We start from the raw sequence: 26,108 nt of genomic DNA, 5'->3' as shown, positions 1-26,108 counted from the left end.
ATCCGATGGTGCTCGACCACTTCGACCTTCCCACGACCTACGTGGACACGCCCGAGAAGCTGCAGGAGGCGCTGCCCCTGTGGCATGCCGCGGGTGTGCTGTCGGTGGACATCGAGTGCAGCCTCACGGGCATGCACCACTGCCTGCTCGCGCTGCTGCAGGTGGCCACCCACGACCAGGCCTGGCTGGTGGATCCGATCCCCCTCGACGGCCTCATGCGGCCGGCCCTGCTCGCCATGGCCCAGGTGCCCTGGATCGTCCACGACTTCTCCGGCGACGGCATCGTGTTCAAGCGCCTCTACGACGTGGTGCCCGACAGCATCTTCGACACCATGCTGCTCTCCCGCGCCCTGGGCTATCCCCAGCCCGGCCTCAAGACCATGGCCAAGCTCAAGCTGGGCCTCGACATCCCCAAGGAGGAGCAGGACTCCAACTGGATGCTGCGTCCCCTGCGCGATACCCAGATCAGTTACGCCAGCCGCGACGCGGCCCTGCTGCTGCCCCTGCTGCGCATCCTGGCCGACGAGGCCGACGCGAAGCGGGACCACCCGGAGATCGGGCCGCGTCTGGCCGCCCTGCCCAAGGAGATGCGCCACCTGCTGAAGCGGGTGCGTGCCTACGTCCCCCCCAAGCACGATCCGGTGGTGGACAAGGTCCGGCACCTGGGGGACCTGGCGGTGGAGCGCGCCCGGAAGCTCACGGCCCTGCGCTGGGCCTGGGGCAATGAAGGCGATGTGGGCGCCGTGATGGAGCTGGGCAACCGCTGGCTCATGGCCCGCCTGGAGCATCCACCCGCCACCAAGGAGGCCCTGGAGCGTACCATCCCCAACCCCCGCTTCCGCCGCAAGCGGCTGGACGCCCTCTGGGAGGTGTTCCGGGAGGGCGCGCACGAAACCCCGGGGGAGGTAGATTCTTCCGATGGACTGATCTGGAACAACTCCGGGCGTCCATGACCGACGAAGGCATCCTCCTGGCATTCCCGAAGGGCCTGCCGGGCTTCCCCAGCTGAGCTCCTTCCGGCGCTTCGAACCCCGGGACGGCTACCCGCTGAAGTTCGTCCAGGGGGTGGACGCCCCGAGATCTCCTTCACCGGCCTGGACTCCGTGGGCATCAAGGAGGGCCATGCCGTGCCCCTCGGACGCGATGATCCTGACCCGGGTCGTGATCCCGGAGGATCCCCGCCGCCGTCGCGCAGAACCAGGCCAAGGTGCAGACCGAGGCAGCGACCCGCGTGTTCAAGAAGGCCCTGGACATCAGCGCCGAGGAGGGCGCGGGCTTGGCCGAGATGGTGGCCCAGACCGGCGGCGTGGGGCAGTGGGTGCACCTCCGCGCCTGAGGGCCACCCCGCGGAATCCCTGGGAGGCCCCCGCAAGGGGGCCCTGGCGTTTAGGGGGACCCCAACCTTTCCGCCCCCAGTTGCGACCCGGGGGGTGAGATCTCGACCTTCTTGGGATTCGAGCCGGAAAACCAGGGGCCCATTTTTGACGCCATTGGCGGCGGGCTGTCTCATCGACCCAGCGAAGAGCCGATCCTTGCGGGCCAGGATGACGTTCCCCCCAGCCGCCGGTAGATGTCCGCCTCGTCCCCACCTCGTGCCCCTTCGGCGGGGATGATCCGCTCCACGCCGGAACGGCGCTTCCCCGTGACTCCTCCTCGGCTTGATTGAGGCGGATCCCACGGAGGGATCGGCTTGATGTACGAGGAGACCGTCACCGCCATGCCCAGGAGAAATGGCCGGATGATTTTAGATGGTGGAAATCACAGAACCGATGGCGCCCGATCAACGGCAGCTGAAGATCTCAGTTCGGCGCAGCCCACCGTTCGATGGTCATGGAGTCCCCCCCCGCCACCACGATGCTGCCATCGCCCAGGCGGTGGGGTTTGAAGAACCTTCTTGCAGAGGTAAGGCTGCCGGCGAAGGTGAAGGCATCCACTCGATCATCGTAGATCTCGCAGGCACCGCTGACATTCAGGGCTCCCCCTCCAAGGATCAGGATCCGGTGATCGTCCAGCGCGATGGCGGCGGACTCCCGTCTCGTATATTTCATGAAGTTGGCGGTCGGGGAGAAGGTGCCACTGGCCGGGTCGTAGATTTCAGCGGTATTGCTCCCGTCGAAGGTTCCTCCGGTGATCAGGACCTTCCCGCTGCCCAGGCGGGTCGCCGTGTGGGTTTCGCGCTGGTCCACAGGATCACCCGTTCGCACAAAGGTGGATGTGACAGGATCGAACAGCCAGGCTTCGTGATAGGTCCCGATTATCGTCTTTTCGTAACCCACGAACAGGATCCTGCCATCGAGCAGTTCCGTGGCGGTGCACCGATCGAAGCCGATGGGCACATTCATGGCCGTGAACAGACCGGTGGCGGGGTCGAACATCTCGGCCCGGTTGATGCCCAGATTCATCTCGTTGACGCCGCCATAGACCAGGACCTTCCCGTTGGGCAGCTTGGTGGCTGTGGGATGTCGGCGAATATCCTGGATGTTTCCGACCATGACCGAAGTTTCGGTGGCCGGATCGTAGACCTCGGCGGTCACCGCGGTCTCGTCCGCACCGCCTCCGACGAATAGAACCTTCCCATCCCCCAGAAGGCAGGTGCCCGCTCCCCCCCTCACCCGGAGGGTCCTTCCCGCCTCCTGGACCTGCCCCGTTATTGGATTCACCTTTGCCAGGTAGGGACCAAGGTCCGACTGGTTCAGAAGGATTTCGCCACTCTGAAGGACCAGGGAATCCCCGTATCTGCGCGAGCCATTGGTGTCTGACCAATGGACGAAGGGGCCGTTGCCGGTGACATGCACGGGGGCCCAGCCCACCTCCCACCAATTCGTGGAATAAGAAGAACCGATGGATACCCCGATGGTCGTCTCGCAGGCGGCTTCGGGCGCAACATACAGGCCGCTTCCTGGCGAGATCGTGCCGTTGATCGGGAAACCGGCGGCATCCTCTTCATGAGTGCCCACGAACCACATCACGCCTGGAATCGAAGGCCCCATCCAGGTGTAACTCATCTGGTGAGTTGAGCCTGCACCAATGGTGAGGACGGCGGGAAGCGGCTTCATCTGCCCGATGCGCAGGGAGAGGGGGTTTCCCTGCAGGGGGTCCTCGACGCTGCGGGCGTAAACCTCGACCTCGAAATTCGTCTTCATGGGGGCCGTGTAGAGGCCTTCGCTCGTGAGGGTCCCGACCTCAGCAGGCGAACCGGGCGAGAGAAGGCTCCAGGTCACCCGCTTGTCTGCCGCGTTCAACACCGTGGCCGTCAACTGCACGGTCTCGCCCAGGACCACGGACCGAACCACATCTGGGAGCACCTGGACCTTCTGCTCGACCACGTGGATCGTCATGTCTGCATGAACCGACGGGACATCCACGCTGGAGACACGGATGTGGTAAGTCCCGGGCGTCTGTGGAGGCGTGTAGGAGTAGAGCGGCCCCAGGCCGACGGCCCCGCCCGCAGGACCTTCCAGAACGGTCAGGGTCACGGCATTGGAAGGAAGGCCCGTGGTCGTGTACCAACCTTCCATGAACACGAGTGATTCCGTAACGAGCAACCGGAAGGTCGATTGGGTCAGTATCACCGCTGGTGTTGGGTTTCGGATGGTCACAGCGGCAGTGGCCGTCTTGGAGGCATCTGCCCCGCTGGCCGCGGTGACGGTATAGCCACCCTCCAGAGACCCAGCTGTAAAGGTGGTGCTCGACCCGTTGGATGCACTCAGGGTTCCACCCGTGCAACTCCAGCGGATGTTCTCATCCGTTCGGCCGTTGACCTGAGCGGTGAAGGTCTGGGTTTGGGCGACCTCCAACGAAATGGCCGTCGGATTGATCGACACCGCGATGGCGATAGGCGGGGTTGAGGAGCCTCCTTTTCCACCTCCGCCACAGGCGACGCACATGAGGACCACAAGGACCGGTCGAAAAATCCAGAGGCATTCCTTCATTGCAGAACCTCGAAACTTTGGCTGATGGTAATGCCCTTGATGATGACGCTGAAGTGGTTTTCGATGAACCCGAACATGGCGTCGGACGCTCCCCATCCACCCTCTTGGGAAGGTTCTGAAATCCGCGAACCCTGGTTGGCCCCTTGGACCGATGGGGACGCCTCGACCGGAATGGCCGTCCACCATGGACACTTAGAACATGCACCTGAACAGGCCGGTGCGCTCATTCCGCATACCGCGGCGCGCGAGGGGGCCGCTCATTTCAGGTAGGGCGCCAGGTACCGTCCCGTCACGCTGGCCTTCTTCTTGGCGATGTCCTCGGGCGTGCCCACGGCAATGACGCGGCCGCCTTCGGCGCCGCCTTCGGGACCGAGGTCGAGGATCCAGTCGGCGGTCTTGATCACGTCGAGGTTGTGCTCGATGACGATCACCGTGTTGCCCGTCTCCACCAGGCGGTTCACCACCTCCAGCAGCTTCTGGATGTCCTTGAGGTGCAGGCCCGTGGTGGGCTCGTCCAGGATGTAGACCGTCCGGCCCGTGGGGCGCTTGCTCAGTTCCTTGGCCAGCTTCACGCGCTGGGCCTCGCCGCCCGATAATGTTGTGGCGCTCTGGCCCAGGCGCACGTAGCCCAGGCCCACGTCCACGAGGGTCTGCAGCTTGTTGGCCAGCACGGGGATGGGCGCGAACAGCTCCAGCGCCTCCTCCACGGTCATGTCCAGCACCTCGGAGATGCTCTTGCCCTTGTAGTGGATCTCCAGGGTTTCGCGGTTGTAGCGCTTGCCCTTGCACTGCTCGCAGGTGACGTAGACGTCGGGGAGGAAGTGCATCTCGATCTTGAGGACGCCGGCGCCCTCGCACTTCTCGCAGCGGCCGCCCTTCACGTTGAAGCTGTAGCGGCCGGGCGCGTAGCCCCGGGCCTTGCTCTCAGGCAGCTGCGAGAACAGCTCGCGCAGCGGCGTGAAGAGGCCCGTGTAGGTGGCGGGGTTGCTCCGGGGCGTGCGGCCGATGGGGGCCTGGTCGATGTCGATGACCTTGTCCACCGCCTCGAGGCCCTTGATGGCCTTGTGCTTGCCGACGATGTGGACGCCCTGGTGCAGCTGGTTGGCCAGGGCCTTGTAGAGGATCTCGTTCACCAACGTGCTCTTGCCCGATCCGGAGACGCCTGTGACGCAGGTGAAGAGGCCGATGGGGAAGTCCGCGTCCACCTGCTTGAGGTTGTTCTCTTCGGCACCCACCACGGAGAGCTGGCCGCGCTTGGCTTTGCGCCGGGTGCGGGGCACGGGGATGGCGTCGCGGCCCGACAGGAAGTCGCCCGTGATGGAGCCCGGCGTGCGGCTGATGTCGTCCGGCGTGCCCTGGGCCACCACGAGGCCCCCGTGCTCGCCGGCGCCGGGACCCATGTCCACGACGTGGTCCGCTGCGAGGATGGTCTCCAGGTCGTGCTCCACCACGAGCACCGTGTTGCCCAGGTCTCGCATCTCCTTGAGGGTGCGGATGAGCTGCAGGTTGTCCCGCTGGTGGAGGCCGATGCTGGGCTCGTCCAGCACGTAGAGCACGCCCTGGAGCTTGCTGCCGATCTGCGTGGCCAGGCGGATGCGCTGGCCCTCGCCGCCGGAGAGCGTGGCCGCACTGCGGTCCAGGGTGAGGTAGCCCAGGCCCACGTCGTCCAGGAACCCCAGGCGCTCGCGGATCTCCTTCAGCACCTTCTCGGCGATGACGGCGTCCTTGCCCTCCAGGGCCAGGTCGGCGAACCAGGTCCGGGCCTCGCGCACGCTCTGCGTCACCACTTGGGCGATGTTGAGGCCGCTCACGTAGACCGCCAGCACCTCCGGCCGGAGGCGCTGCCCCTCGCAGGCCTCGCAGGGGATGACCTGCATGGATTCCTCGAGCTCGGCCTGGATCTCCTCGCTGGTGGTCTCCCGGTAGCGGCGTTCCAGGTTGCCGATGATCCCTTCGAAGTGGTGGACGAAGTCGTAGCGGCTCTTCTTGCCCTCGTAGGTGAACCGCATCTCCTTCTCGGTGCCGTGGAGGAGCAGGCGGCGGATGTCCGCGGGCAGCTTCTTCCACGGGGTGTCGAGGCTGAACTTCAGTTTCCGGGCCAGCTGGTCCAGCATCTGGGAGCGCCAGCCATCGTCGCTCACGCTCTTCCAGCCGCTGGCCTGGATGGCGCCCTCGTTGATGGAGAGGGCCGGGTTGGGGACGATCAGCTCCTCCGCGAACTGGCGCTTGAAGCCCAGGCCGTCGCAGGTGGGGCAGGCGCCGTAGGGCGTGTTGAAGGAGAAGGAGCGCGGCTCCAGGTCCGGGAGCCCCAGCCCGAACTTCGCGCACTTGGCGTTGTTGCAGGCCAGCTTGGAAGAGAACAGCCGCTCGCTGCCGTCGAGGTCCACCAGGGCGGAGCCCTCGGCGAGGTTGCACGCGATCTCCAGGCTGTCCGCCAGCCGCGACTGGATGGCGGGGCTCACCTTCAGGCGGTCGATGACCACCTCGAGGGTGTGCTTCTTCTGCTTGTCCAGGTCGGGGATGCCCTCGGTGAGATCCAGCATCTGGCCGTTGACGCGGGCCCGGATGTAGCCCCGCTTCATGAGGTCCTGGAGCAGCTTCTTGTACTCGCCCTTGCGGCCCCGCACCACGGGGGCCAGGATCTGCAGCTTCGTCCCCTCGGGCTTCGCCAGGATCTGGTCCGCCATCTCCTGGATGGTCTGGCTAGCGATGGGCTCGCCGCAGGCCACGCAGGTGGGCCGGCCCGTGCGGGCGAAGAGCAGGCGCAGGTAGTCGTAGATCTCCGTGACCGTGGCCACGGTGGAGCGGGGGTTCTTGCTGGTGGTCTTCTGCTCGATGGAGATGGCCGGGGAGAGCCCCTCGATGCTGTCCACATCGGGCTTCTCCATCTGGTCGAGGAACTGCCGGGCGTAGGCCGAGAGGCTCTCCACGTAGCGCCGCTGGCCCTCGGCGTACAGCGTGTCGAAGGCCAGGCTGGACTTGCCCGAGCCCGATAGGCCCGTGATCACCACCAGCTGGTTGCGCGGCAGCGAGAGGTCCAGGTTCTTGAGGTTGTGTTCGCGCGCGCCCTTGATGTGAATGTGTTCCATAGACCTCTCAGTTTACGTCAATTTTTCGCTTCCGCAGAATGCGCCTAGAATCATGGGATGCATCCGGCCGAGCTGGCGATCCTGCTCCACCGCGCCCTGGAGGTTCGGCTGGCGGCGCTCCAGGCGCTCCTGGCGGTCGAGGGGTGGGCCTCGGAGGAGGAGCCCCTGCACCAGGTGCGCGTGGCGACCCGGCGCCTGGGCGCCGTGCTGGACCTGCTGGATCCCGAGGCCTATCCCAGCCACAAGCGGCAGCGGCGGGCCCTGAAACGGCTCGTGGACACCCTGGGCCTCCCCCGGGAACTGGATGTCCACGCCGCCTGGCTGGAGACGCGTCGGCACACCGCCTCGGATCCCGCCCAGGGCGCGGTGATCGAACATCTGCAGGAGCGGGTCGACCGGGCCCGGACCCGGGCCCGCCGGACCATGCACCAGGAGCTGGAGGACCTGCGCCTGCCGGAGCTGGACCGGCTGCTGGAGGTGCCGAGCCTTCCGTCCCCCTTCCAGCGCGCCTCCCTGCAGGAGGCCGCCTGGGCCTGCCTCGCGCCCCGTGCCGACACTGCCCTCGGAGATCTGGCGGCCCTGGCCGCCCGCGAGGACGCCCCCGCCCTCCACAAGGCCCGCATCCGCATCAAGAAGCTGCGCTACACCGTGGAGGCCCTGGAGGGGGCCTTCTCGGCCCTGCCCGAACCCGTGCTCAAGGACCTGCGGGCGCTCCAGACCATCCTGGGGGAGTACCACGACCTCGCGGCCCTGGAGACCCTGCTGGGGGCGGAGGAGGAACAGCTCCACGCCCGGGGACGCCTCCTCCTGGCGGGGGGCGTGCGGGCCCTGCTGGAGGAGACCGGCCGCCTGCGGGGGGCCGCCTTCGACCGCTTCAACGCCTTCGCCCGCGGCCAGGGCCCCGCCGCCTTCGCCGGGGCCGTGCGCCCGGCCCTGGGCCTGCCTGGGCCGGAGGGAACGCACCCATGAGCTTCTGGCGCGTGCGGATCCGCCCCCTGGCCTGGCTGCGCAGCGTGCACGCCAAGCTGTTCCTGCTGCTGGGCCTCGTCACCAGTGTGCTCACCGTGGCCGTGGCCTACTCCATCACCCGCAACAGCCGCCGCGAGCTGGAGAGCTATTCCCGCCAGCTCACCATCGACACCGCGGGCACGGTGGAGACGGATGTGGTGGAGCGGGATCCCGCCTTCCGGGATGCCGACAAGCTCGATCAGCTGCTGGAGAGCATCGCCGGCCCCGACCGCAGCATCTTCCAGATCGACGTCTTCAAGCGCGTGGGCAAGAGCAACGAGGTGGAGCTGGTGCGCTCCTCCGGGGACGAAGCGACCGTGGAATGGGGGCCGGAGATCGGCTCCTACCTGACGCTCACCAAGCCCCAGGCGGAGCTGGTGGACCTGAACACCGGCGGCCGCGCGTGGAAGGTCTACCAGCCCATCCGGTCCCACAAGCCGGGCCAGGCGCCCCTCGGGCTCATCCGGGTCTACTGCGACCTGGAGCGCTGGGAGGTGGTCTGGGACAACAACCTCAAGCGGACCTACCGCACCCTGCCGGGGGTCCTGCTCGGCGAATTCATCCTCCTCTGGCTCATCCTGCGCGTGCTCATCAGCGATCCCATCGAGGCCACCGTCCTGGCCATGGAGCAGCTGGAGCGGGGCGAGGCCGGGGCCCGCATCCCCATCCGGCGCAGCGACGAGCTGGGCCTGATCGCGGCGCAGTTCAACGGCATGGCGGTCCAGCTCCAGCGAGCCGGCGAGGAACGCGAATCCCTCATCCGCGAGATCCGCGGCCTCAACGCCAACCTCCAGGACCGCATCGACGCCGCCCTGTCGGAGCTCCAGGCCAAGAACGTCGAGCTCGCCGCCATGGCCGAGCGCAACGCCCTCCTGCGCGAGGAGCTGGGCGGCCAGGAGCGCCTGGCGGTGGCGGGCCAGCTGGCGGCCACCTTCGCCCACGAGGTGGGCACCCCGCTCAACCTGGTGAACGGCCACCTCCAGCTCATGGAGGGCCAGAAGGACCTGCCCGACAAGGTGCGCGAGCGCCTGGGCGTCATCCAGGCCCAGATCCAGCGCGTGAGCGGCATCGTCCGCCGCATGCTGGATCTCACCCGCCGTCCCCAGCTGCACCAGGAGGCCCAGTCCTTCGAAGGCCTGCTGGAGGACCTCCACCAGCTGTGGGCGCCCACCCTCACCTCGCACGGCATCGCCCTGGACATCGATCTGCCCGCCGGCTGCCGCCTGAACGTGGACCGCAAGCAGATGGAGCAGCTCTTCCTGAACCTCATGAAGAACGCCGTGGACGCGATGCCCGGGGGCGGCTCGGTCCGGCTGTCCGCCAGGCCCGCCGAGGAGAGCACGCCCAACGGCCTGTGGTGGGAGATCCGCTTCCAGGACACGGGCCAGGGGATCCCCGCCGAGCTCCTGGGCCAGGTCTTCCGCCCCATGTTCACCACGAAACCCGAAGGCAAGGGCACGGGCCTGGGGCTCAGCATCTGCCGCGAGATCGTCCGCGGCCACGGCGGCGACATCCGCATCGACAGCGTGGAGGGGAAGGGCACCTGTGTGGTGTTCACCCTGCCCGGAGCCACGGCCCAGGCCTAAGCGTTCCGGCCCTCCAGCCGGAGCCTGAAGCCGAAGACCCGCAGGGCCCCCTGAAGGAAATCGAGATCCTGCGAGCGCTCGAATCCCATCCGCTCGTAGAGCCCCCACGCGACCCCCATGGCCTCGGTCGTGTGGAGGACCACCTGGGCGTGCCCCCTCTCCCGTGCCAACCCGATGCAGGCCTGGGTGAGGGCCCGACCGATCCCCATGCCCCGGAACCTCGGATCCACGCCGAGCAGGCGGATGCCGGAGGCGTTCGTGACCGCCGTGGCGGCTCCGCCGGAGCCGTACTCGGCCATGTCCCCGAAATAGACGACGCCGCCCATCAGCTCGCCCGAGGACGAGACGGCCACGAGCACCTTGGCGTCCTTCTTCTCCGCGAAGGCTCCGATCCGGGCCAGCATCGCGTAGTAGCCGGGCTGCTCTTCCGGCGTGGGAAATCCCGCGAGCCCCGAATAGACCTCGACCATCAGCCGGCCAAGCCGTTCGGACTCGTCGTCCCGGAGCTCACGGATGCACAGGTCCTGGTTCATCCCCGCCTTCCCCGCCGTCAGATGTCCACCACTTCCACGTCGCCCAGCGCCTCTTCCAGGAAGCGGCTCCCCACCTCCTTCAGGCGGCTGCTGGCGTCCGTGAGCTGGACGCGGAGGGTGCCGCGGGCGCTCCGGGTGCGGTAGCCCAGGCTGCCCTGGAGCAGGCGGTCCACCACCTTGGCGGTGACCCGGCCGCTGTCGATCCAGCGGGTGCCGGGGCGGCAGCGCTCCAGGCTGGGCAGCAGGGTGGGGTAGTGGGTGCAGCCCAGCACCACGGTCTTCACGTCGGCGGGCAGCAGGTCCAGGTAGCGGCGGCAGACGCTGTCGGTGACGGGATCATCGAACCAGCCCTCCTCCGCCAGGGGCACCAGCAGGGGGCAGGCCACGCTGTGGATGACCTTGGCGGGATCCCGGCGGAGGATGGCCGCTTCGTAGGCGCCGCTGCCCACGGTGGCCAGGGTGCCGATGACGCCCACGGCGCCGGGCGCCTCCGCCGCGGCCTCCGCGCCGGGCTCGATGACGCCGATGACCGGGCAGGGACTCACCGCCTGGAGGGCCGGCAGGCCATGGGCGCTGGCGGTGTTGCAGGCGATGACGATGAGCTTGGGATCGTGGCGCTGGAGCAGCTCGCCCATCTGGAGGGTGTAGCGCTCGATGGTGTGGTGGCTCTTGCTGCCGTAGGGCAGACGCGCCGTGTCGCCCAGGTAGATCAGCTCCTCCTGAGGCACCAGCTGGCGGAGGGCATGGATGACCGTGAGGCCCCCGATGCCCGAGTCGAAGACGCCGATCGGGCGGTCCGCGCGGCTCATGAGGGTTCCCGCGTCGCCAGCACCGCGATCCACTCGCCTTCCTTCAGCACCTTCTCTGGCTTGAACCCATGCGAGACGAGGCTCACCAGGGCCTCGTCCGTGCGCTCCGCCAGGATGCCGCTGGCCACGAGCCAGCCGCCGGGGGCGGCCACCTCCGCCATACGGGGCAGCAGCTCCTGGATGGTCTCCAGCAGGATGTTGGCCAGCAGGCCCGCGTAGGGGCCGTTCACCCTCGGATGGTCCAGGGTGCCCACGAAGCTCTCGTAGGGCCGCTCGCCCCTCAGCAGGTGGGCGTTCAGCTCCATCAGCTCGGTCATGGCCGGCCCGCAGTCGGGGTCGATGTCGAAGGCCGTGAGGCCGCGTCCGCCCAGCAGGAAGGCCGCCAGGGAGAGGATGCCCGTGCCCGCGCCGATGTCGAGCATGGGGCCCTTCAGGCGGCCCGTGGCGGCCAGCTCCTCCAGCAGCTCCATGCACAGGCGCGTGGTCTCGTGCCCGCCGGTGCCGAAGGCGAGGCCGGGGTTCACCACCAGGTCCAGGCGGTCCGCCGGTCCGGGCGTCTCGTCCCAGAGGGGCCGCACGTGGAAGCGCCTGCCCACCTCGAAGGCGCCGAAGCCCTCCCGGCTCTTGGCCAGCCAGTCCTCGTCACCGAAGGCCTCGGCCTCCAGGAGGCGCACCCCGGGGAAGGCCGCCAGACCCGCCGCATCCGGCGGCGTCTGGTCCGGCGGGAAATAGGCGTAGCAGGCCCGGGGCGGGTCGGCCTCACGGTAGAAGGCGGAGGATCCACGAGCCTCCAGCCAGACGCAGAGCGCCTCTTCCTGGGGGTCGGGCACCTCCAGCTTCCACCTCAGATGCGTCGCGTCCGTCATGCCCTCAGGTTAACAGGGGCGCCTCAGGCCTCCGCCTCGGCGCCGTCCGCATCCTCCAGATCCAGGCGCTTCATCTTCTCCAGGAAGGTCGTGCGCTTCAGGCCCAGCAGGTCGGCTGCGCGCTTCTTGTTGCCCCGGGTGATGGCGAGGCTCTGGAGCATGAGGGTCTTCTCCATGTCCGACACCACCTGGTTCAGGTCCATGCCCTCGGGCGGGAGGTCCACCCCGAAGGCCGCCGCCGGGGGCGGGAACGAGGCGGCGGCCGGAGGTACGAAGGCCGGGGGCACGAAGGCCGCGGGCACCACGTTCGGGGCCGGCGCCGGCGCTTCGGAGCGGTCCCCTGGGCGATTCGAGGACAGGCCCATCCGCTCCGCGAGGAAGGTGAAGTCCTCCCGCGTGAGCACGGGCCGCGTGCCCGAGAGCACGATGGCGCGCTCGATGGCGTTCTCCAGCTGGCGCACGTTGCCGGGCCAGGGCAGGGACATCAGCAGGGGATCCACGCTGGGGTGCAGGGCCTTGGGGTAGAGGCGGTGCTCGCGGGCCTTGCGGTTGAGGAAGTGCTGGGCCAGGAAGGGGATCTCCTCGACCCTCGTCCGCAGCGGCGGCATGAGGATGGGCACCACCTCCAGGCGGTAGAACAGGTCCTCGCGGAAGCTGCCGTCCTGCACCTTGCTCCACAGGTCCACGTTGGAGGCGGTCACCACCCGCAGGTCCACCTTCACGGGGGCGCCGCCGCCCAGGGGCTGCACCTCGCGCTCCTGGAGCACCCGCAGGAGGCGCACCTGGGCCGCCAGGGGCATGGTCCCGACTTCATCCAGGAAGATGGTCCCGCCCTGGGCCTCGCGGAACTTGCCCGGCGTGTCCTTGCGGGCGTCCGTGAAGGCGCCCTTGTTGTAGCCGAAGAGCTCCGACTCCAGGAGGTTCTCGGGGATGGCGCCGCAGTGGACGGCCACGAAGGGTTCCGCGGCATCGGCGCTCATACGGTGGATGGCCCGGGCGATGACCTCCTTGCCCGTGCCGCTCTCCCCCAGCAGCAGCACCGTGGCCCGCGTGGCGGCGGCGCTGCGGGCCCGGGCCAGCACCTCCTGCATGGCGGGGCTGGTGCCGATGAGGCCGAAGGCCAGGGCCTGCGAGGCGCTGAGCTGGGTGGTGTTGCCCGAGCGCGGCCGCAGCCCCGGCATGGGCGGCTCGGGCCCCAGCACGCCCCAGCGCACGCTGCCCAGGGCGCCCCACTCGGAGAGGGCCTTGGAATCCATGGGCGGGGCATCCGCCTTCAACCCGAGAAGGATGGGAAGGGCCGCCACCTCGGCCATCAGGCGGTTCATCTCCGGCGGCGGCCAGGCGCCCTTGGCGCTGATCACCCACAGGTCCGTGTCCTTGGGCGGCAGGGCCGGCGAGGCCCCCCGATCCACCGTCACATCCCACAGCCCCGCCCACCGATGCTCCAGCCCCCCGGTGTCGTCCCCGAGGGTGGACCAGTGAAGGCGTGGCAGCTGGGTCATGGGCTCCTTGGTTGAAATCAGCCTAGAGGCAGGGGCAGGGGGGTCAAGTCAAAAAAATGACCCCGGCATGGTCTGCTTGCCCCTGGGCGTACATTGGAAGGGCCACCCCGGAGGTCCCCATGGCCCTGACGGAATCCACCATGGTCCCGCTCGGCACGACTTGTCCGGACTTCACCTTGCCGGGGGTGGACGGGCGGCTCTGGTCCCTGCGCGACTTCCACTGCCCGGCCCTGCTGGTGGTGGTCATGTGCAACCACTGCCCCTACGTGCAGGCCGTGGACGATCGCCTCAACGCGCTGGCGAAGGCCTACCAGGGGCGCTGCGCGGTGGTGGGGCTCAATGCCAATGACGCGGAGACCTACCCGGAGGACAGCTTCGAGGCCATGCGGGCCCGGGCGGCCGCGAAGGGCTACGTCTTCCCCTACCTCTGGGACGAGGAACAGGTGGTGGCGCGCAGCTTCGGCGCCGTCTGCACGCCGGACTTCTTCCTCTATGACCAGCACCGCCACCTGGTCTACCGGGGCCGCCTGGACGACAACTGGAAGGATGCGGCCCACGTGACCCGGCGGGAGCTGAAGGCCGCCATCGACCGCGTGCTGGCCGGCCAGGAGCCGCTGGAGGTCCAGCATCCGAGCATGGGGTGCAGCATCAAATGGCGGAATCATCGCTGAGGCTCTTCTTCGCGCTGCCGCTCCCGTCGGCGCTGCAGGCATCCCTGGGGCGCTGGCAGGCGGCGCACCCCGGGATCGACCGCTGGTCCCGGCCGGAAGGCCTGCACCTGACCCTGGCCTTCCTGGGCGAGCGCCCGCCGGAGGGCCTGTCCGCCCTCCAAGCCCTGGGCGCCGGGGTCGCCGGCTGCCACCGGGCCTTCCCCCTGGCCACGGCTGGGCTGGGCACCTTCCCTACAGGCCCGCGGGCGCGGGTGCTCTGGCTGGCGCTGGCCCCCAGCCCCATCCTCGAGGCCCTGGCCGCGGACCTGCGCGGGGCCCTGGCGGCGGCGGGCGAAGCCTTCGACGCCAAGCCCTTCCGGGCCCACCTCACGCTGGCGCGGCTCCGGCGGCCCCAGCCCCTGGGAGCGTTCGACGCGCCGCCCCCCGCCACCTTCACGGCGGATCGGCTGGTGCTCTTCGAGAGCGGCCCGCAGGGAAGTTACACGCCCCTGCGGGCCTGGAATCTGCGGACGGTATGATCGAGGTTTTTCCGGAGCCCCGATGCGCCTTGCCGTCCTGCCCGCCCTGCTTGCCACCGCCCTGCCCCTCTCCGCCCAGTGGGACCTGCGCCTGGAGTTGCCGCGACCCACGGGCCAGAACCTGCCCCAGACCCTGATCTCGGGCACGGGCCAGCTGGTGGCAGGGGACTTCGACACGGGCAAAGGCTTCATCGCCACCGTGAACCACCAGATCTTCCAGGTGGGCCCCCTGCTGAAGCTGGAGGGCGGCCTGGAATACTCGCAGTTCAAGGCGGACGGCAGCCTGGCCACGGGCACCACCGCCCAGGGCACCGCCCTGAAGCAGCAGGGCGTGGGGCTGGGGCTCAACGCCCAGGTGTGGGTGCCCTTCGTGGGCCTGGCCGGGGAGATCGGCCTCATCCAGCGCTTCCAGCGCTACACCGTGGACACGGCGGGGGCCTCCAGCGCCAAGGACCTGAGCCGCACCTGGCTGCGGGTGGGGGCCCGCTGGCGCATTCCCAGCGTGCTGGTCCACCCCTATCTGGCCGCCAGCTATCAGCAGCCGGTCAGCAAGGATCACCCCGTGCAGCTCGGCAGCGCCTCGGATCTGGGCGCCTACTTCACCGCCCAGGGCAGCGGCCAGGAGTTCGAGCGGATGTGGACCTTCGGCGTGGGGGTGACCTTCTGATGCGGCGCCTGCCCAATCTCGCCGGGATCCTGGGTGCGGCCGTCGTCCCAGCCCTGGCCGCGACCCTCGCTCTGTCGCTCACCGCCGCCGAGCGGCCCCGCTTGGTGGTGGCCATCTCTGTGGACCAGCTTTCCGCCGAGCTGATGCAGACCTACGGACCCGAGCTGACGGGCGGCCTGGCCCGCCTCATGCGCGAGGGCACCTATTTCACCGAGGCCTACCACGACCACGGCTTCACCGAGACCGGCCCGGGCCACTCCGTGCTGATGTCGGGCCGGTTCCCCGCGCACACGGGCATCATCGAGAACCGCTGGTTCGAGCGCGCGTCCGGCCGCTTCGTCTACTGCGTGGAAAACGGGGAGGGCGGCGGCACCCCCGCCACCTCCACCAACGCCCGCTTCCTGGGCGAGACGCTGGGCGACTGGCTCCAGGCCCAGGCCCCCGGCAGCCGCGCCTTCTCCGTGTCGGGCAAGGACCGCGCGGCCATCCTCATGGCGGGACGCCGGCCCACAGCCGTCTACTGGTTCTCGGGAGCCGCCGGCTTCGTCACCTCGCCGGCCTACGCCGACCGGCTCCCCGCGTGGATGATGACCTTCGACGCCGGCCTGAAGGATCGCTTCGCCACCCGCAGCTGGCTGTGGACGAAGGCGCCCTCCACCCCGGAAGGGCGTGTGGCCACCTGGACCTTCCCCGGCCAGGTCATCCGCAATGGCGCCCTGCCCCGCCTCGTCCAGGGCGCGGGCATGCCCCTCGACAAGGGCTTCGAGGCCCGGTTCCGCAAGTCGCCCTTCCTCGACGAGGTCACCCTGGAAGCCGCGGAGACCCTGATGGAGGCGGAGCACCTGGGCCGGGGCCCCGCCACGGACCTGCTGACCGTGAGCTTCTCGGCCACGGACTACATCGGCCACAGCTACGGGACCCTGGGCACGGAGATGCGCGACCAGGTCCATCGGCTGGACCGCACCCTGGCCCGGCTGCTGGAGGCGGTGCGGCGGCGCGACCCCGGCGCCTGGGTGGTGCTCTGCGCCGACCACGGCGGCATGGACATCCCCGAAGCCCTGTCCGACAACGGGTTCCCCGCCCGGCGCATCGACGTGCCCGTCTTCCTGAAGGAGCTCCGGGAGGCCCTGAAGGTCGCCTTCAGGGTGGACGCCGACCTCGTGGAGGACTCGCCCGAACCGAACGACCTCTACCTGCGGGAGGCCGCCCTCAAGGCCGCCGGGCTGGACCGGAAGGCCGTGATCGCGAAGATCCAGGCCTGGCTGCGCGCCCGGCCCGAGGTGGCCGACGCCTTCACCGCCGAGGAGCTGGCCGCCACGGACCCCGCCGTCACAGGCAGCCCCCGGGACTCCAGCCTCCGCGTCCTCCTGCGCCGCAGCTACGCAGCCGGACGCAGCGGCGATGTGCTCGTGGCCTTCAAGCCCTGGACGGTCTTCGGCGTGCCCCCCACGGAATGGCCCACGGGCCATGGGACCCCCTATGCCTATGACCGGCGGGTTCCGCTGATCTTCTGGGGCCCCTGGAAGGCCGGCGAGCGCCCCGAACCCGTCCGCACCGTGGACCTCGCCCCCACCCTCGCCCGGGAGCTGGGCCTGAGGCCCGGCCCCGTGGACGGGCGCGCGCTGGATCTGCTGCCGAAGCGCTAGGATGCCGGCATGACCCTCTCCCGCGACGCCTCCCTCGTGATCCTCACCGGCGCGGGGATCTCCGCGGAGAGCGGCCTGCGCACCTTCCGGGACGCCAATGGCCTCTGGGAGAACCACCGGGTGGAGGACGTGGCCACGCCCGAGGCCTTCGAGCGAAACCCCGCCCTGGTACACCGCTTCTACAACGAGCGGCGGCGGAGCCTGCCGGGCGTCCAGCCCAATGCCGCGCACCACGCGCTGGCCCGGCTGGAGCGGGAGTGGCCCGGCGAGGTGCTGCTGGTCACGCAGAACGTGGACGACCTCCACGATCGCGCCGGGTCGCGGAACCTGCTCCACATGCACGGCGAGCTGCTCAAGGGCCGCTGCCTGGCCTGCCGGACGGTCCTCTCCTGGCCCGGCGACATGGATGCCGACAGCCGCTGTCCCGTCTGCCGGCGCGGAGGGATGCGCCCCCACATCGTCTGGTTCGGCGAGGTGCCGCTGGAGATGGACCGCATCTTCGACGCCCTGGAGCGCTGCGACCTCTTCGCGGCCATCGGCACCAGCGGCCACGTCTACCCCGCCGCGGGCTTCGTGGCGGCCGTGGGCCCAGGTGCCCGGACGGTGGAGCTCAACCTCGAGCCCAGCCGCGTGGTGGACGCCTTCCGGGAGCATCGCGTAGGCCGGGCCACGGAGCTCGTGCCGGCCTTCGTGGACGAGCTGCTGGGGACCTAGGCTTGGCCCATGGCGCTGAGGATGAGGCCATCCTGGGGATCGCCCTGGCGCCAGATGACGGCCACGTGGCCGCCGGGAGCCAGCACGGCACCCGGATTCTGGATGTCCTTGCGGCTGGGCGTCCCCAGGAGGAGGGGCCGCGCGCTCCAGGCCCGGCCATCGAAGCGCCGCACGCAGACCATGGCCTGGGCGGCCTGGCGCTGGAGCCAGAGGACCACGGCGTGGCCCTCGGGATTGACGGCCAGGGCGTGGGCCTGGCTGTGGCCGGCATCCTCCACCAGCAGGGTGCGCTGCTCGTCCCAGCGCCCCTCGGCGAACCGCTTGGCGTAGAGCTTCATCAGGCCCGCCGCCTCCTGCCGCCACACGAGGTGGGCCCCGCCCCGGGCGTCCATTCCCACCTGGGGCCAGAGGATGGCACGGCCCGAGCTGAGGCGAGGCGCGCGCGTCCACTCGATCCGGCGCGCGTCCAGGTGGCTGGCCTGCAGCGTGCGGATGCCCGCCTCACCCTCCTCCACCCACAGCACGATGGCGTTCCCCCGGGCGTCCACGGCCATCCGGAGGTAGATGGAGCGGCCCTCGGCCACCCGCGTGGGGTGGTCGCTCCAGCAGCGGCCTCCGGGATCGTAGTGGCAGGCCACGATGCGGTTCCCGCCGGCATCCCAGGCCACCAGGCCCTGACCCGCGTCATTGACCGCCAGCTGGGGGAACAGGGGCTCCGACGAGGGATCTCCCAGCGGGATGGGCTGCGGATCCCACCCCCCGTCATCGGCCCGGTACCCGCTGGTGTAGACGCGGTAGGCCCCGGGTGTCCCGTGGCACCAGATGACGTGGATGTTCCCCTGGAGGTCCATGGCGGTGTGCAGGCTGTGCACCTCGCCGGCGGCGGCCTGGAGGGTCATGGGATAGGGCACCCAGGTCTCCTGGCTCCCCAGCATGTGGCGGGCGCAGACCCGGACCTGGTCCCCCTCCTGCTCGTGCCAGACCACCGCCAGTTCGCTGCGGCAGTTCATGGCGATCTCCGGCGCCTGGGCCTGGGTGCGGGCGCTGTCGAGGCGCCGGGGCACCACGTCCCAGCTCCGCTGGGCCCCGTGATAGCGGCAGATGTAGACGCCTTCGTGATCCGCGCTCCGGTGATGCCAGGCGGCCAGGGCGTTCCCCTGGTCGTCCATGGCGATCTGCGGCCGGCCCACCCGGCCCCGGTCCAGAGCCCTCGGCCGCTCCCAGGTGCCGGCGGTGGGCGCGGGCTTCCGGGGCAGCAGTCGACTCAGCAGCGATCGAAACGACACGGGGCGTCTCCGTCCAAGGGCCTGGTTCGGGATGGGATTCTGCGCCCATCCTACTCCCGGGCAGGGCAAAAAATCCCTTCTACCTCGCCACCGGCAGCTCCACGAAGCTGGCCCGGCCGGGCGCGTGCCAGACGCGCTGGGTGGCGCGGCGGTAGTCCTCGGGCCGGGCGAAGAAGATGTTGGGCACGAAGGTCTGGGGGTTGCGCTCGTAGAGGGGGAACCAGGTGGACTGCACCTGCACCATGACGCGGTGGCCCGGCAGGAACACGTGGTTCGCAGCGGGCAGGGCGAACCGGTAGACCAGGGGCTCGTCCGGCTTCAGGGCCTTCGGAGCGTCCCAGCCCTCGCGGTAGCGACCGCGGAAGATGTCGGCCGACACCATGAGCTGGTAGCCGCCCATCTGCGGCTGGGCGGCTACCTCGTCTGGGTAGACGTCGATGACCTTCACCACCCAGTCGGCGTCGGTGCCGGTGGTGGAGGCCACCAGGTTCGCCACGGGCTCTCCGGCGATGCGGAGGGGCTCCTTCAGCGGCTCGGACACGAAGGCCAGCACGTCGGGCCGGCCGGAGGCCTCGCGCTGGTCGTCCGTGAGCCACTGGGGCCAGGTGTGCGACGGATCGTAGCCCACGGGCTGGATGGGCCGGGCCCGGAAGGGCACGGGCTTGGCCGGGTCGGACACATAGGTTTCGTACGAAGCGTCCCCGGCCTTCGGCGCGGTGGTGGCCACCTTCAGCCCCGCCTCCAGGTAGAAGGGCGTGGCGTGGACGGCGGTGCCTTCGCCGGCCACGGGCCAGGCCGGGAGCTTCTTCCAAGTGTTGGTGCCCGTTTCGAAGGCGCTCACCGGCGGAAGATCCGCCTTCGCTCCTCCCTTCAGGTACTGATCGAGGAAGGGCTTCAGGATCTCGCGCCGGAAGTGCAGGGCCGTGTCCTGGCCGAATTTCAGGGGTCCCAGGCTGCTGCCCTCGCCGATCTCGCCGCCGTGGCTCCAGGGGCCCATGGCGAGGAAGAGGTGGTCGCCCGTGGTGTCCTTGGGCTTCAGCGCCTTCCACACTGCCAGGGCGCCGTAGATGTCCTCGGCGTCGTAGAGGCTGTGCACCAGGAGCGTCGGCACCTTCAGCGGCCCCTTCCCGGCCCTGCCCGCGAGGACCTGGTCCATGGCCTGCTGGCGCCAGAAGGCGTCGTAGGCCGGATGCTCGGTGAGCTTGCGCCAGAAGCCCAGCTGCTCCATGCCCCGGCTCGCAGCCAGGGCCCCCGTGGAGCCCGCCCGCAGGAACAGGTCGTAGTCGTCGAAGACATCGGTCCACCACTTCAGGTCGTTCGCGCGGGTGGCCTGCTGTTCGTAGATGTAGCTGAGGTTCTGGGCGCGGAAGGCGCCGTGGTGGAACCAGTCGTCGCCCCGCCAGCCGTCCACCATGGGGTTCATGGGCACGGCCGCCTTCAGGGCCGGGTGCGGGTCCACCAGCGCCATGAGGGGCAGGAAGCCGTCGTACGAGATGCCCAGGATGCCCACGCGGCCGTTGCTCTCCGGCAGGTGCTTCACCAGCCAGTCGATGGTGTCCCAGGTGTCCGTGCTGTGGTCCACCTCCGTGGGATTGAGGGGCCCGCGCAGGGGCCGGTTCATCACGTAGTCGCCCTCGGAGCCGTACTTGCCGCGGATGTCCTGGATCACGCGGATGTAGGCGCCCTCCACGATGAGGTCCGCCACGTTGTCGTAGCCTTGCAGCACCGGCCCCAGGTGCGCGCTGGCGGCGTGGCTGGTCTGCTGGGCGGCGCTGTACGGCGTGCGGGTCAGGAGGATGGGGGCATCCTTCGCGCCCTTGGGCACGAGGATGATCGTCTTCAGCCTCACCCCGTCCCGCATGGGGATCATCACTTCCCGGCGCGTGTGGTCCCAGCTCCCCGAGGCCTCCCTGAACTCGGCGGGCATCTCGCTCGGCAGGCCCGTGCCCTGGGCCATGAGCCCCGCAGCCAGGACCAGCGTGAGCGCCGATGAACCCAGGGATCGCGTGATGGACATGGATGCCTCCAGCGCCTCCCGCAGTCGCCGAGGGCCCGGCGCGAAGGCGCGGAGCAGCGGGTCGGCGGTGGAAGGAGATCGGCCAGTCTAGCCTGGGCGGAGCCGGCAGAGTCTTGGAAGCATCTGCGACAATTTTGCCAACCACAACATTCATCGGATTCCGGAACCGGAACCCGGGCCTGGAGTGCAAACCTCGAGTCGGCCCGCACAATTAGGAGATCCGCGAGTCGCCTGATCGCGCCACCAGGAAATTGCTTGAACGGCCTAGACTATTTCCCGGGGAGGCGGGCATGTCCGATCGGCAGCGCCCTTCAGGCCAGGGGGAGGAGGAGGGGGCTCGTCCCCGGTCCCCCCTTCTGGACTGGGCCTACCTGGACACCTGCCTCCAGCATGGGATCCCCGAGGCGCGCCTCCTCCAGATGGTCGACCTGTTCGAGCGCCGCTTCGCCGAGGATCGCCTCCACCTGCTGGAGGCTCTCGAGGCCGCGGACCTGGCGCGGGTGCGCGCCTCCGCCCACCGCCTGAAGGGCTCCTCGGGGAGCATCGGGCTGGCGACGCTCCGGTCTCGCGCGGCGGCCATCGAAGCGGCCGCGAAGGGTGGTGATCCGGCGGCCTGCCAATCCGCCCTGGAAGGATTCCAGGAGGTCGGGGCCGCCTCCATCCAGGCCTTCCGCGATCACCTCAGGACCCACGCGCCGCAGTGACCCGGCGCTCCGGCGCGGGTCGGCTCCGTCAGCCCCGTGGGCGCCTTTCGAGGGCCCCCTGGACGACCCGCCGGATCTCGTCGGGCCCGCAGTGCCCTTTCAGGAGCACATGGATGAACTCCCCATCCGATTCCACCGACTGGCTGTCCCCGGTGTAGAGGACCACCGGGAAGTCGGCGCCGTAGGCTTCGCGCAGGAGGGGCAGCAGGTCGGCGCCGGCCCCGTCGGGCAGCATGCCGTCCAGGACCGCCAGGCCCCAGCGGCCCTCCGGAATCCGCTGCCGGGCCGCTTCCAGCGTGCTGACGTGATCGACCCTCGCCACGCCTTCCAGGGCGCTGGCCAGCAGCTCGCTCACCACGTCGTCGTCCTCCACATGGAGGACGGCGGCGAGCTGGCCCGACCCTTCGCCGACCGGCCCGGAGAGGCTGGGCGGCACTGGAAGCTCCAGGCAGAAGACCGTGCGCCCGGGCTTGGACTCGAAGGCCAGGGCGCCCCCCATGGACTGGGCGAAGGAGCGGGAGATGGAGAGCCCGAGCCCGCTCCCAGGCTGCTGGTGGGGACCGCCGGCCTGGGAGAACTCCTGGAAGACCCTGGGCTGGAAGGCCGCCGGGATGCCGGGCCCGTGGTCCTCCACCTCCACGGCCCAGCCGGTTCCGGAAGGCCGAACGCGCGTGACCACGGATTCTCCCGGGGGGCTGTACTTCACCGCGTTCGACAGCAGGTTCACCAGGATCTGGATCACCCGGTCGGGATCCGCGTGGACTTCGGCCTCCTGCGGGCAGAGGTGCAGGGGCAGGTGCACGCCGAAGGAGTCGCTGTAGGCCTGGACCATCTCCACGGCCTGGCGGGCCAGGGCCTGGAGGTCGCAGCGCCGCAGCGAGACGGACAGGTAGCCGCGCTTTGCCTGGCCAAGGATGTCATCCACGATGCGGGCGAGGCGCACGGTGTTGGTGTGGGCCATGGCGGCGAATTCCCGGGCCTTCCCGGACAGGCCGTCGGCGCGCTCCTGCTCGAGCATCAGCTCCAGGCTGCTCCGGATGCTGGAGAGGGGCGTCCGCAGCTCGTGGATGACCGTGCGCAGAAAGCGCTCCTGCATGCGCTCATGCTCGCGCCGGGTCGAGATGTTGCGGACGATGCTGAGGACCTGGCCGGGCTCGCAGGGCACGATGCGCGCCTCGAAATCCTCCCCGCGCCCGTCGAGGGTGAGGCGGTATTCGATCGTGCGCGTTTCTCCGGTGTCGAGCACCTCGCCGATGCCCTTGAGGAAGGCCATGGCCTCCCCGGGGGGAAGGACCTCGGAAATGGTGTGGCCTAGCAGCTGCTCGGGAGGCTTGACCAGGTCGTCCGTGGAGCGAGCCACGACCTCCAGGTACGTCCCCTGGCGGTCCTGGCGGAACAGGAAATCCGGCAGGGCCTGAAGCATGAGCTTCAGGTGGGCTTCCCGCTCCAGCGCCTCCGGCGCGGGGGCGGCCGGTTCCGCGGGCCCGACGGGATCCCCGGCCCCCGCGGGGGGATGGATCAGCTCCAGCTCCGCCCAGGCGGCCATGTCCAGCAGGTAGTCCCGGTCCGAGCGCGAGAAGACGCGAGGGGCGCGATCGATCACGCAGAGGGTTCCCACCAGGGCGTTCCCCGGGCCCCGGAGGGGCATGCCCGCGTAGAACCGGATGAAGGGGGGGCCGGCGACCAGGGGATTGTCGGCGAACCGCGCGTCGAGGCGGGCATCCTCCACGACGAAGGGCTCCCAGGCCAGGATGGCGTGGCCGCAGAACGACAGGTCCCGCGGCGCCTCAACCTGGTCGAGCCCCTGGCGGGCTTTGAGCCACAGGCGTGTGGCGTCCACCAGGGCCACGAAGGCGACAGGCGCCCGGAAGAACCGGGCCGCCGCCCGGGCGATGCGGTCGAAACGCTCCTCCCCCGGGGTGTCCAGGAGGCCGAGGCTCCGCACCACCTCCAGACGGAAGGCTTCATCGGGAGGCAGGGGAGGCGGTTGCATGGCGGTGGCCGAAGGACATGATCCTCTGTTTTCCAGGGCCCGGAAAGCCACGGCCCTGCCCCGCCTTTGCGGTACCCTGAAGAAACCCGCGCCAAGCCGCACATTGCTCCGGCCCGCCCGACCCTCTCCTGGATGCCATGTACTCGATTCTGCTCACCGAAGACGATCCGGTCACGGCGATGATGGCCGAGGAGATGCTGAGGACCCGCGGCTGCTCGGTCCACTGGGCCGCCAATGCCTCGGAGACGAGGGACTGCCTCTCACGGACGACCTACGATGCGCTGATCATGGACCTGGGCCTACCGGACGAGGACGGATTCGACCTGCTGCGCGGGCTGTCGTACCAGCACCCCAGCCTGCCCATCCTCGTCATGACCACCCGCGACGACGCGGCTTCCGCCATCCGGGGCCTCCGGTACGGCGCCACGGACTACCTCACCAAGCCGGTCACGCCCGACGTCCTCTTCGAAGGGCTCTCGGCCGCCATCCGGCAGAAGGCGGAGTTCTGGAACCTCCAGGAGAACGAGCGCCAGCGCCAACGCTACTCGGACCTGGGGCAGCTGGCCGCCTCCTTCGCCCACGAAGTCCGGAACCCCCTGGCCTCCATCCGGACCCTCTGCGAGCTCCTGAACCAGGATCTCCAGCCCGGCCCCCAGCTGGAGTGCGTGGAGCGTCTCCAGAAGCTGGCCCTGCGCATCGAATCGCTCATGAAGGTCTTCCTCGACTTCAGCCGCCCCTCGGTGCCCACCCCCAAGGTCCTCGACGTGAAGTCCATGGTGCTCCGATCCATGGAGAGCCTCGAGGGCCGGCTGCGCCCCTTCGGCACCAGCCCCACCCTCTCCGTTCCGCCGGGCGGCCTCACGGTCTACGCGGACGAGGTGCAGACCGTGAGCATCCTCGTGGCGCTCCTGGAGAACGCCCTGGACGCCGTGAAGGATCCCACCCGCATCCGGATCGAGGCGGCCTCCGCGGGAACCCTCCGGGGGCAGACCATGACCCACATCCGCATCTACGACGACGGCCCCGGCATCCCCCCCCAGCTGCTGACCAAGATCTTCTCGCCCTTCTTCTCCACCAAGCCCAAGGGAACCGGGATCGGGCTGGCCATCGCCCACCGCCTGGCCCTGGAGAACCAGGGCAGCCTGGTGGCCACCTCCATCCCCCAGCAGGAGACCTGCCTCCTGCTCTCGCTCCCACGGGAGGCCCCTCGTGCCCAGGGTGCTGCTGACGGAAGATGACGATGACCTGGCCTTCGCCCTCACCGGGCTGCTGAGCCGCCAAGGGTACGAGGTCGAACGCGCCGCCACGGCCGCCCAGGCGAGGAGCTTGGCCGCCAGGGCCCTCCACGACCTGGTGGTGATGGACCTCGGCCTGCCCGACGAGGACGGGCACGATCTGCTCAAAGGCCTCCTGGCCCAGGATCCCACCACGCCCGTCCTCGTCCTTACCGCCCGCGACGAGGCGGCTTCCGCCATCCGGGCCCTCCGCCTCGGCGCGGCGGACTACCTCACCAAGCCGGTGGGAGCCGAGACGCTCTTCTCGAGCCTCTCGGCCGCCCTCGAGCAGAGCACCCTCCGCCGTAGCCTCGAGGCCATGCGGCGCCAGTCGATGGCGGGGGAGGGGATCGTGGGCTCGGCTCCGGCCTTCCAGCGGGCCATGCGGGCCCTCACCCAGGCCGCGGGAGCCGTGCATGCCCCGGTGCTCATCACGGGGGAGACGGGCACCGGCAAGGAGCTGGCCGCCCGCTTCGTCCACCGCGCCAGTCCCCGGAAGGATGGCCCCTTCGTCGTGGTCAACGCGGCCTGCCTGCCCAAGGAGCTGGTGGAATCCGAGCTGTTCGGCCACGAGGCCGGCGCCTTCACGGGCGCCAAGTCGGCCCGCCGGGGCCTGTTCGAGCTGGCCTCCCGGGGCACGCTCTTCCTGGACGAAATCGGGGAGCTCCCCCTGGACCTCCAGCCCAAGCTGCTGCGGGTGCTGGAAGGGCACCCCTTCCGCCGGGTGGGCGGGGAGCGGGAGATCCAGGTGGATGTCCGCATCGTGGCCGCGACCCACCGGGAGCTCTCGGCCTTCGTCGAGGCCGGCCGCTTCCGGGAGGATCTCTACTTCCGCCTCAAGGTCCTGGCCGTGCACCTGCCGTCGCTGCGGGAGCGGCTGGAGGACATTCCGCTCCTGGCGGACTGCTTCCTGGCGAAGTTCCGGGAGAGCATGGGCGCCGCTCCTTCGGGCTGCTCGGCCGAGGCCATGGCGGCCCTGACCCGCTACCGGTGGCCCGGAAACATCCGCGAGCTGCGCAACGTCCTGGAGCGCGCCACCATCCTCACGCCCAGGGCCGAGATCCAGCTGGCGGACCTGCCCTCCGAGATCGCCGGATCCTCCGCGGCCTCCCTGCCGCCCGCGCCCCAGGAGCGCCTGGAGGACACGATGCGGAGCCGGATGGTGGAAGCCTGGGAGGCCTCCGGACGCAACCTCAGCCAGACGGCGAGAACCCTGGGCGTGACCCGGGTGACCCTCCGGTCCTGGCTCCGGAAGGCGGGAGCTTACCCGGTCAAAGACTGATCACCTGGTTA

21 protein-coding genes are annotated in these 26,108 nt (G+C 69.7%); 12 read left to right on the top strand and 9 right to left on the bottom strand.

The genetic code is table 11. The annotated features are described in order from the left end of the window. Nucleotides 1–8: 8 nt before the first annotated feature. On the top strand, nucleotides 9–953 hold the full coding sequence (locus tag MLE42_RS14590) for a ribonuclease D (protein WP_243288607.1): 945 nt from the start codon (nucleotides 9–11) through the stop codon (nucleotides 951–953). Between the two features lie 221 nt (nucleotides 954–1,174). Further along, nucleotides 1,175–1,336, top strand: a complete 162-nt coding sequence (locus MLE42_RS14585; RefSeq protein WP_338029975.1) for a YjfB family protein — start codon at nucleotides 1,175–1,177, stop codon at nucleotides 1,334–1,336. A gap of 463 nt (nucleotides 1,337–1,799) precedes the next feature. Here the strand turns inward: MLE42_RS14585 and MLE42_RS14580 are convergent, their stop codons facing one another. After that, nucleotides 1,800–3,932, bottom strand: coding sequence for a Kelch repeat-containing protein (locus MLE42_RS14580; protein ID WP_243288605.1), 2,133 nt, complete (start codon nucleotides 3,930–3,932; stop codon nucleotides 1,800–1,802). A gap of 257 nt (nucleotides 3,933–4,189) precedes the next feature. Continuing rightward, nucleotides 4,190–7,021, bottom strand: a complete 2,832-nt coding sequence (gene uvrA / locus MLE42_RS14575; RefSeq protein ID WP_243288604.1) for an excinuclease ABC subunit UvrA — start codon at nucleotides 7,019–7,021, stop codon at nucleotides 4,190–4,192. Nucleotides 7,022–7,078: 57 nt separating this feature from the next. On the opposite strand from uvrA, the gene MLE42_RS16225 reads away from it, so the two are divergent. Both MLE42_RS16225 and MLE42_RS14565 read left to right on the top strand, forming a co-directional pair. Continuing rightward, entirely contained in the window at nucleotides 7,079–7,990 is a 912-nt protein-coding gene (locus MLE42_RS16225) for a CHAD domain-containing protein (RefSeq protein ID WP_275975936.1), read from the top strand. Then, complete coding sequence (locus MLE42_RS14565; RefSeq protein WP_243288639.1) at nucleotides 7,987–9,615, top strand: sensor histidine kinase; 1,629 nt, start codon at nucleotides 7,987–7,989, stop codon at nucleotides 9,613–9,615. Before MLE42_RS16225 ends, MLE42_RS14565 begins: the two co-directional genes overlap by 4 nt. Here the strand turns inward: MLE42_RS14565 and MLE42_RS14560 are convergent. The 4 genes from MLE42_RS14560 to MLE42_RS14545 are packed head-to-tail and all read right to left on the bottom strand — an operon-like array spanning nucleotide 9,612 to nucleotide 13,325. Further along, nucleotides 9,612–10,148: a GNAT family N-acetyltransferase gene (locus MLE42_RS14560; protein WP_243288603.1), complete on the bottom strand. Its 537-nt coding sequence runs from the start codon at nucleotides 10,146–10,148 to the stop codon at nucleotides 9,612–9,614. The two genes, MLE42_RS14565 and MLE42_RS14560, sit on opposite strands and share 4 nt — an antisense overlap. Before the next feature lie 17 nt (nucleotides 10,149–10,165). After that, nucleotides 10,166–10,957, bottom strand: a complete 792-nt coding sequence (gene murI / locus MLE42_RS14555; RefSeq protein ID WP_243288602.1) for a glutamate racemase — start codon at nucleotides 10,955–10,957, stop codon at nucleotides 10,166–10,168. Then, nucleotides 10,954–11,823 (bottom strand): 50S ribosomal protein L11 methyltransferase, encoded by an 870-nt coding sequence (locus tag MLE42_RS14550; protein ID WP_243288601.1) that lies wholly within the window; start codon nucleotides 11,821–11,823, stop codon nucleotides 10,954–10,956. The genes murI and MLE42_RS14550 overlap by 4 nt, the downstream gene beginning before the upstream one ends. Before the next feature lie 23 nt (nucleotides 11,824–11,846). Continuing rightward, nucleotides 11,847–13,325: a sigma-54 interaction domain-containing protein gene (locus MLE42_RS14545; protein ID WP_243288600.1), complete on the bottom strand. Its 1,479-nt coding sequence runs from the start codon at nucleotides 13,323–13,325 to the stop codon at nucleotides 11,847–11,849. Between the two features lie 119 nt (nucleotides 13,326–13,444). Here MLE42_RS14545 and MLE42_RS14540 point away from each other — a divergent pair, with 119 nt between their 5' ends. The 5 genes from MLE42_RS14540 to cobB are packed head-to-tail and all read left to right on the top strand — an operon-like array spanning nucleotide 13,445 to nucleotide 17,541. Next, nucleotides 13,445–13,996, top strand: coding sequence for a thioredoxin family protein (locus MLE42_RS14540; RefSeq protein WP_243288599.1), 552 nt, complete (start codon nucleotides 13,445–13,447; stop codon nucleotides 13,994–13,996). Continuing rightward, nucleotides 13,978–14,514: an RNA 2',3'-cyclic phosphodiesterase gene (thpR, locus tag MLE42_RS14535; RefSeq protein ID WP_243288598.1), complete on the top strand. Its 537-nt coding sequence runs from the start codon at nucleotides 13,978–13,980 to the stop codon at nucleotides 14,512–14,514. The genes MLE42_RS14540 and thpR overlap by 19 nt, the downstream gene beginning before the upstream one ends. A gap of 22 nt (nucleotides 14,515–14,536) precedes the next feature. Next, the gene (locus tag MLE42_RS14530) at nucleotides 14,537–15,181 is read left to right on the top strand and encodes a hypothetical protein (protein WP_243288597.1); all 645 of its coding nucleotides are present in this window, start codon (nucleotides 14,537–14,539) and stop codon (nucleotides 15,179–15,181) included. Further along, nucleotides 15,181–16,827: an alkaline phosphatase family protein gene (locus tag MLE42_RS14525; protein ID WP_243288596.1), complete on the top strand. Its 1,647-nt coding sequence runs from the start codon at nucleotides 15,181–15,183 to the stop codon at nucleotides 16,825–16,827. The genes MLE42_RS14530 and MLE42_RS14525 overlap by 1 nt, the downstream gene beginning before the upstream one ends. A 9-nt stretch (nucleotides 16,828–16,836) precedes the next feature. After that, the gene (gene cobB, locus MLE42_RS14520; RefSeq protein ID WP_243288595.1) at nucleotides 16,837–17,541 is read left to right on the top strand and encodes a Sir2 family NAD+-dependent deacetylase; all 705 of its coding nucleotides are present in this window, start codon (nucleotides 16,837–16,839) and stop codon (nucleotides 17,539–17,541) included. Here cobB and MLE42_RS14515 read toward each other — a convergent pair. Continuing rightward, complete coding sequence (locus MLE42_RS14515; protein WP_243288594.1) at nucleotides 17,538–18,827, bottom strand: hypothetical protein; 1,290 nt, start codon at nucleotides 18,825–18,827, stop codon at nucleotides 17,538–17,540. The genes cobB and MLE42_RS14515 overlap by 4 nt on opposite strands. Nucleotides 18,828–18,906: 79 nt before the next feature. Next, nucleotides 18,907–20,844, bottom strand: a complete 1,938-nt coding sequence (locus MLE42_RS14510; protein ID WP_243288593.1) for a CocE/NonD family hydrolase — start codon at nucleotides 20,842–20,844, stop codon at nucleotides 18,907–18,909. Nucleotides 20,845–21,134: 290 nt separating this feature from the next. Between MLE42_RS14510 and MLE42_RS14505 the strand changes: the two genes are divergently transcribed. Further along, nucleotides 21,135–21,548, top strand: a complete 414-nt coding sequence (locus MLE42_RS14505) for an Hpt domain-containing protein (protein WP_243288592.1) — start codon at nucleotides 21,135–21,137, stop codon at nucleotides 21,546–21,548. Nucleotides 21,549–21,576: 28 nt separating this feature from the next. On the opposite strand, the gene MLE42_RS14500 is transcribed toward MLE42_RS14505, so the two are convergent. Next, nucleotides 21,577–23,541, bottom strand: a complete 1,965-nt coding sequence (locus tag MLE42_RS14500) for a hybrid sensor histidine kinase/response regulator (RefSeq protein ID WP_243288591.1) — start codon at nucleotides 23,539–23,541, stop codon at nucleotides 21,577–21,579. A 137-nt stretch (nucleotides 23,542–23,678) separates the two neighbouring features. On the opposite strand from MLE42_RS14500, the gene MLE42_RS14495 reads away from it, so the two are divergent. Beyond that, nucleotides 23,679–24,779 carry a hybrid sensor histidine kinase/response regulator gene (locus MLE42_RS14495; RefSeq protein WP_243288590.1) on the top strand — a complete coding sequence of 367 codons (1,101 nt, stop codon included), beginning with the start codon at nucleotides 23,679–23,681 and terminating at the stop codon, nucleotides 24,777–24,779. After that, entirely contained in the window at nucleotides 24,751–26,097 is a 1,347-nt protein-coding gene (locus tag MLE42_RS14490; protein WP_243288589.1) for a sigma-54-dependent transcriptional regulator, read from the top strand. Before MLE42_RS14495 ends, MLE42_RS14490 begins: the two co-directional genes overlap by 29 nt. The last annotated feature ends 11 nt before the right edge of the window (nucleotides 26,098–26,108 follow it).

Origin of the sequence: Geothrix terrae (assembly GCF_022808775.1) — a bacterium.
GTDB lineage: Bacteria > Acidobacteriota > Holophagae > Holophagales > Holophagaceae > Geothrix > Geothrix terrae.
The sequence above is the reverse complement of the archived record's forward strand: the minus strand, read 5'-3'. Positions and strand labels throughout refer to the sequence as shown.

Bases quoted from the DNA above. Each gene is read 5' to 3' on its own strand.
- MLE42_RS14540 (WP_243288599.1), top strand. From the start codon at position 13,445: ATGGCCCTGACGGAATCCACCATGGTCCCGCTCGGCACGACTTGTCCG.
- cobB (WP_243288595.1), top strand. From the start codon at position 16,837: ATGACCCTCTCCCGCGACGCCTCCCTCGTGATCCTCACCGGCGCGGGG.
- MLE42_RS14560 (WP_243288603.1), bottom strand. From the start codon at position 10,148: ATGAACCAGGACCTGTGCATCCGTGAGCTCCGGGACGACGAGTCCGAA.
- thpR (WP_243288598.1), top strand. From the start codon at position 13,978: ATGGCGGAATCATCGCTGAGGCTCTTCTTCGCGCTGCCGCTCCCGTCG.
- MLE42_RS14525 (WP_243288596.1), top strand. From the start codon at position 15,181: ATGCGGCGCCTGCCCAATCTCGCCGGGATCCTGGGTGCGGCCGTCGTC.
- MLE42_RS14495 (WP_243288590.1), top strand. From the start codon at position 23,679: ATGTACTCGATTCTGCTCACCGAAGACGATCCGGTCACGGCGATGATG.
- murI (WP_243288602.1), bottom strand. From the start codon at position 10,957: ATGAGCCGCGCGGACCGCCCGATCGGCGTCTTCGACTCGGGCATCGGG.
- uvrA (WP_243288604.1), bottom strand. From the start codon at position 7,021: ATGGAACACATTCACATCAAGGGCGCGCGCGAACACAACCTCAAGAAC.
- MLE42_RS14530 (WP_243288597.1), top strand. From the start codon at position 14,537: ATGCGCCTTGCCGTCCTGCCCGCCCTGCTTGCCACCGCCCTGCCCCTC.
- MLE42_RS14580 (WP_243288605.1), bottom strand. From the start codon at position 3,932: ATGAAGGAATGCCTCTGGATTTTTCGACCGGTCCTTGTGGTCCTCATG.
- MLE42_RS14500 (WP_243288591.1), bottom strand. From the start codon at position 23,541: ATGCAACCGCCTCCCCTGCCTCCCGATGAAGCCTTCCGTCTGGAGGTG.
- MLE42_RS14510 (WP_243288593.1), bottom strand. From the start codon at position 20,844: ATGTCCATCACGCGATCCCTGGGTTCATCGGCGCTCACGCTGGTCCTG.
- MLE42_RS16225 (WP_275975936.1), top strand. From the start codon at position 7,079: ATGCATCCGGCCGAGCTGGCGATCCTGCTCCACCGCGCCCTGGAGGTT.
- MLE42_RS14565 (WP_243288639.1), top strand. From the start codon at position 7,987: ATGAGCTTCTGGCGCGTGCGGATCCGCCCCCTGGCCTGGCTGCGCAGC.
- MLE42_RS14505 (WP_243288592.1), top strand. From the start codon at position 21,135: ATGTCCGATCGGCAGCGCCCTTCAGGCCAGGGGGAGGAGGAGGGGGCT.
- MLE42_RS14550 (WP_243288601.1), bottom strand. From the start codon at position 11,823: ATGACGGACGCGACGCATCTGAGGTGGAAGCTGGAGGTGCCCGACCCC.
- MLE42_RS14545 (WP_243288600.1), bottom strand. From the start codon at position 13,325: ATGACCCAGCTGCCACGCCTTCACTGGTCCACCCTCGGGGACGACACC.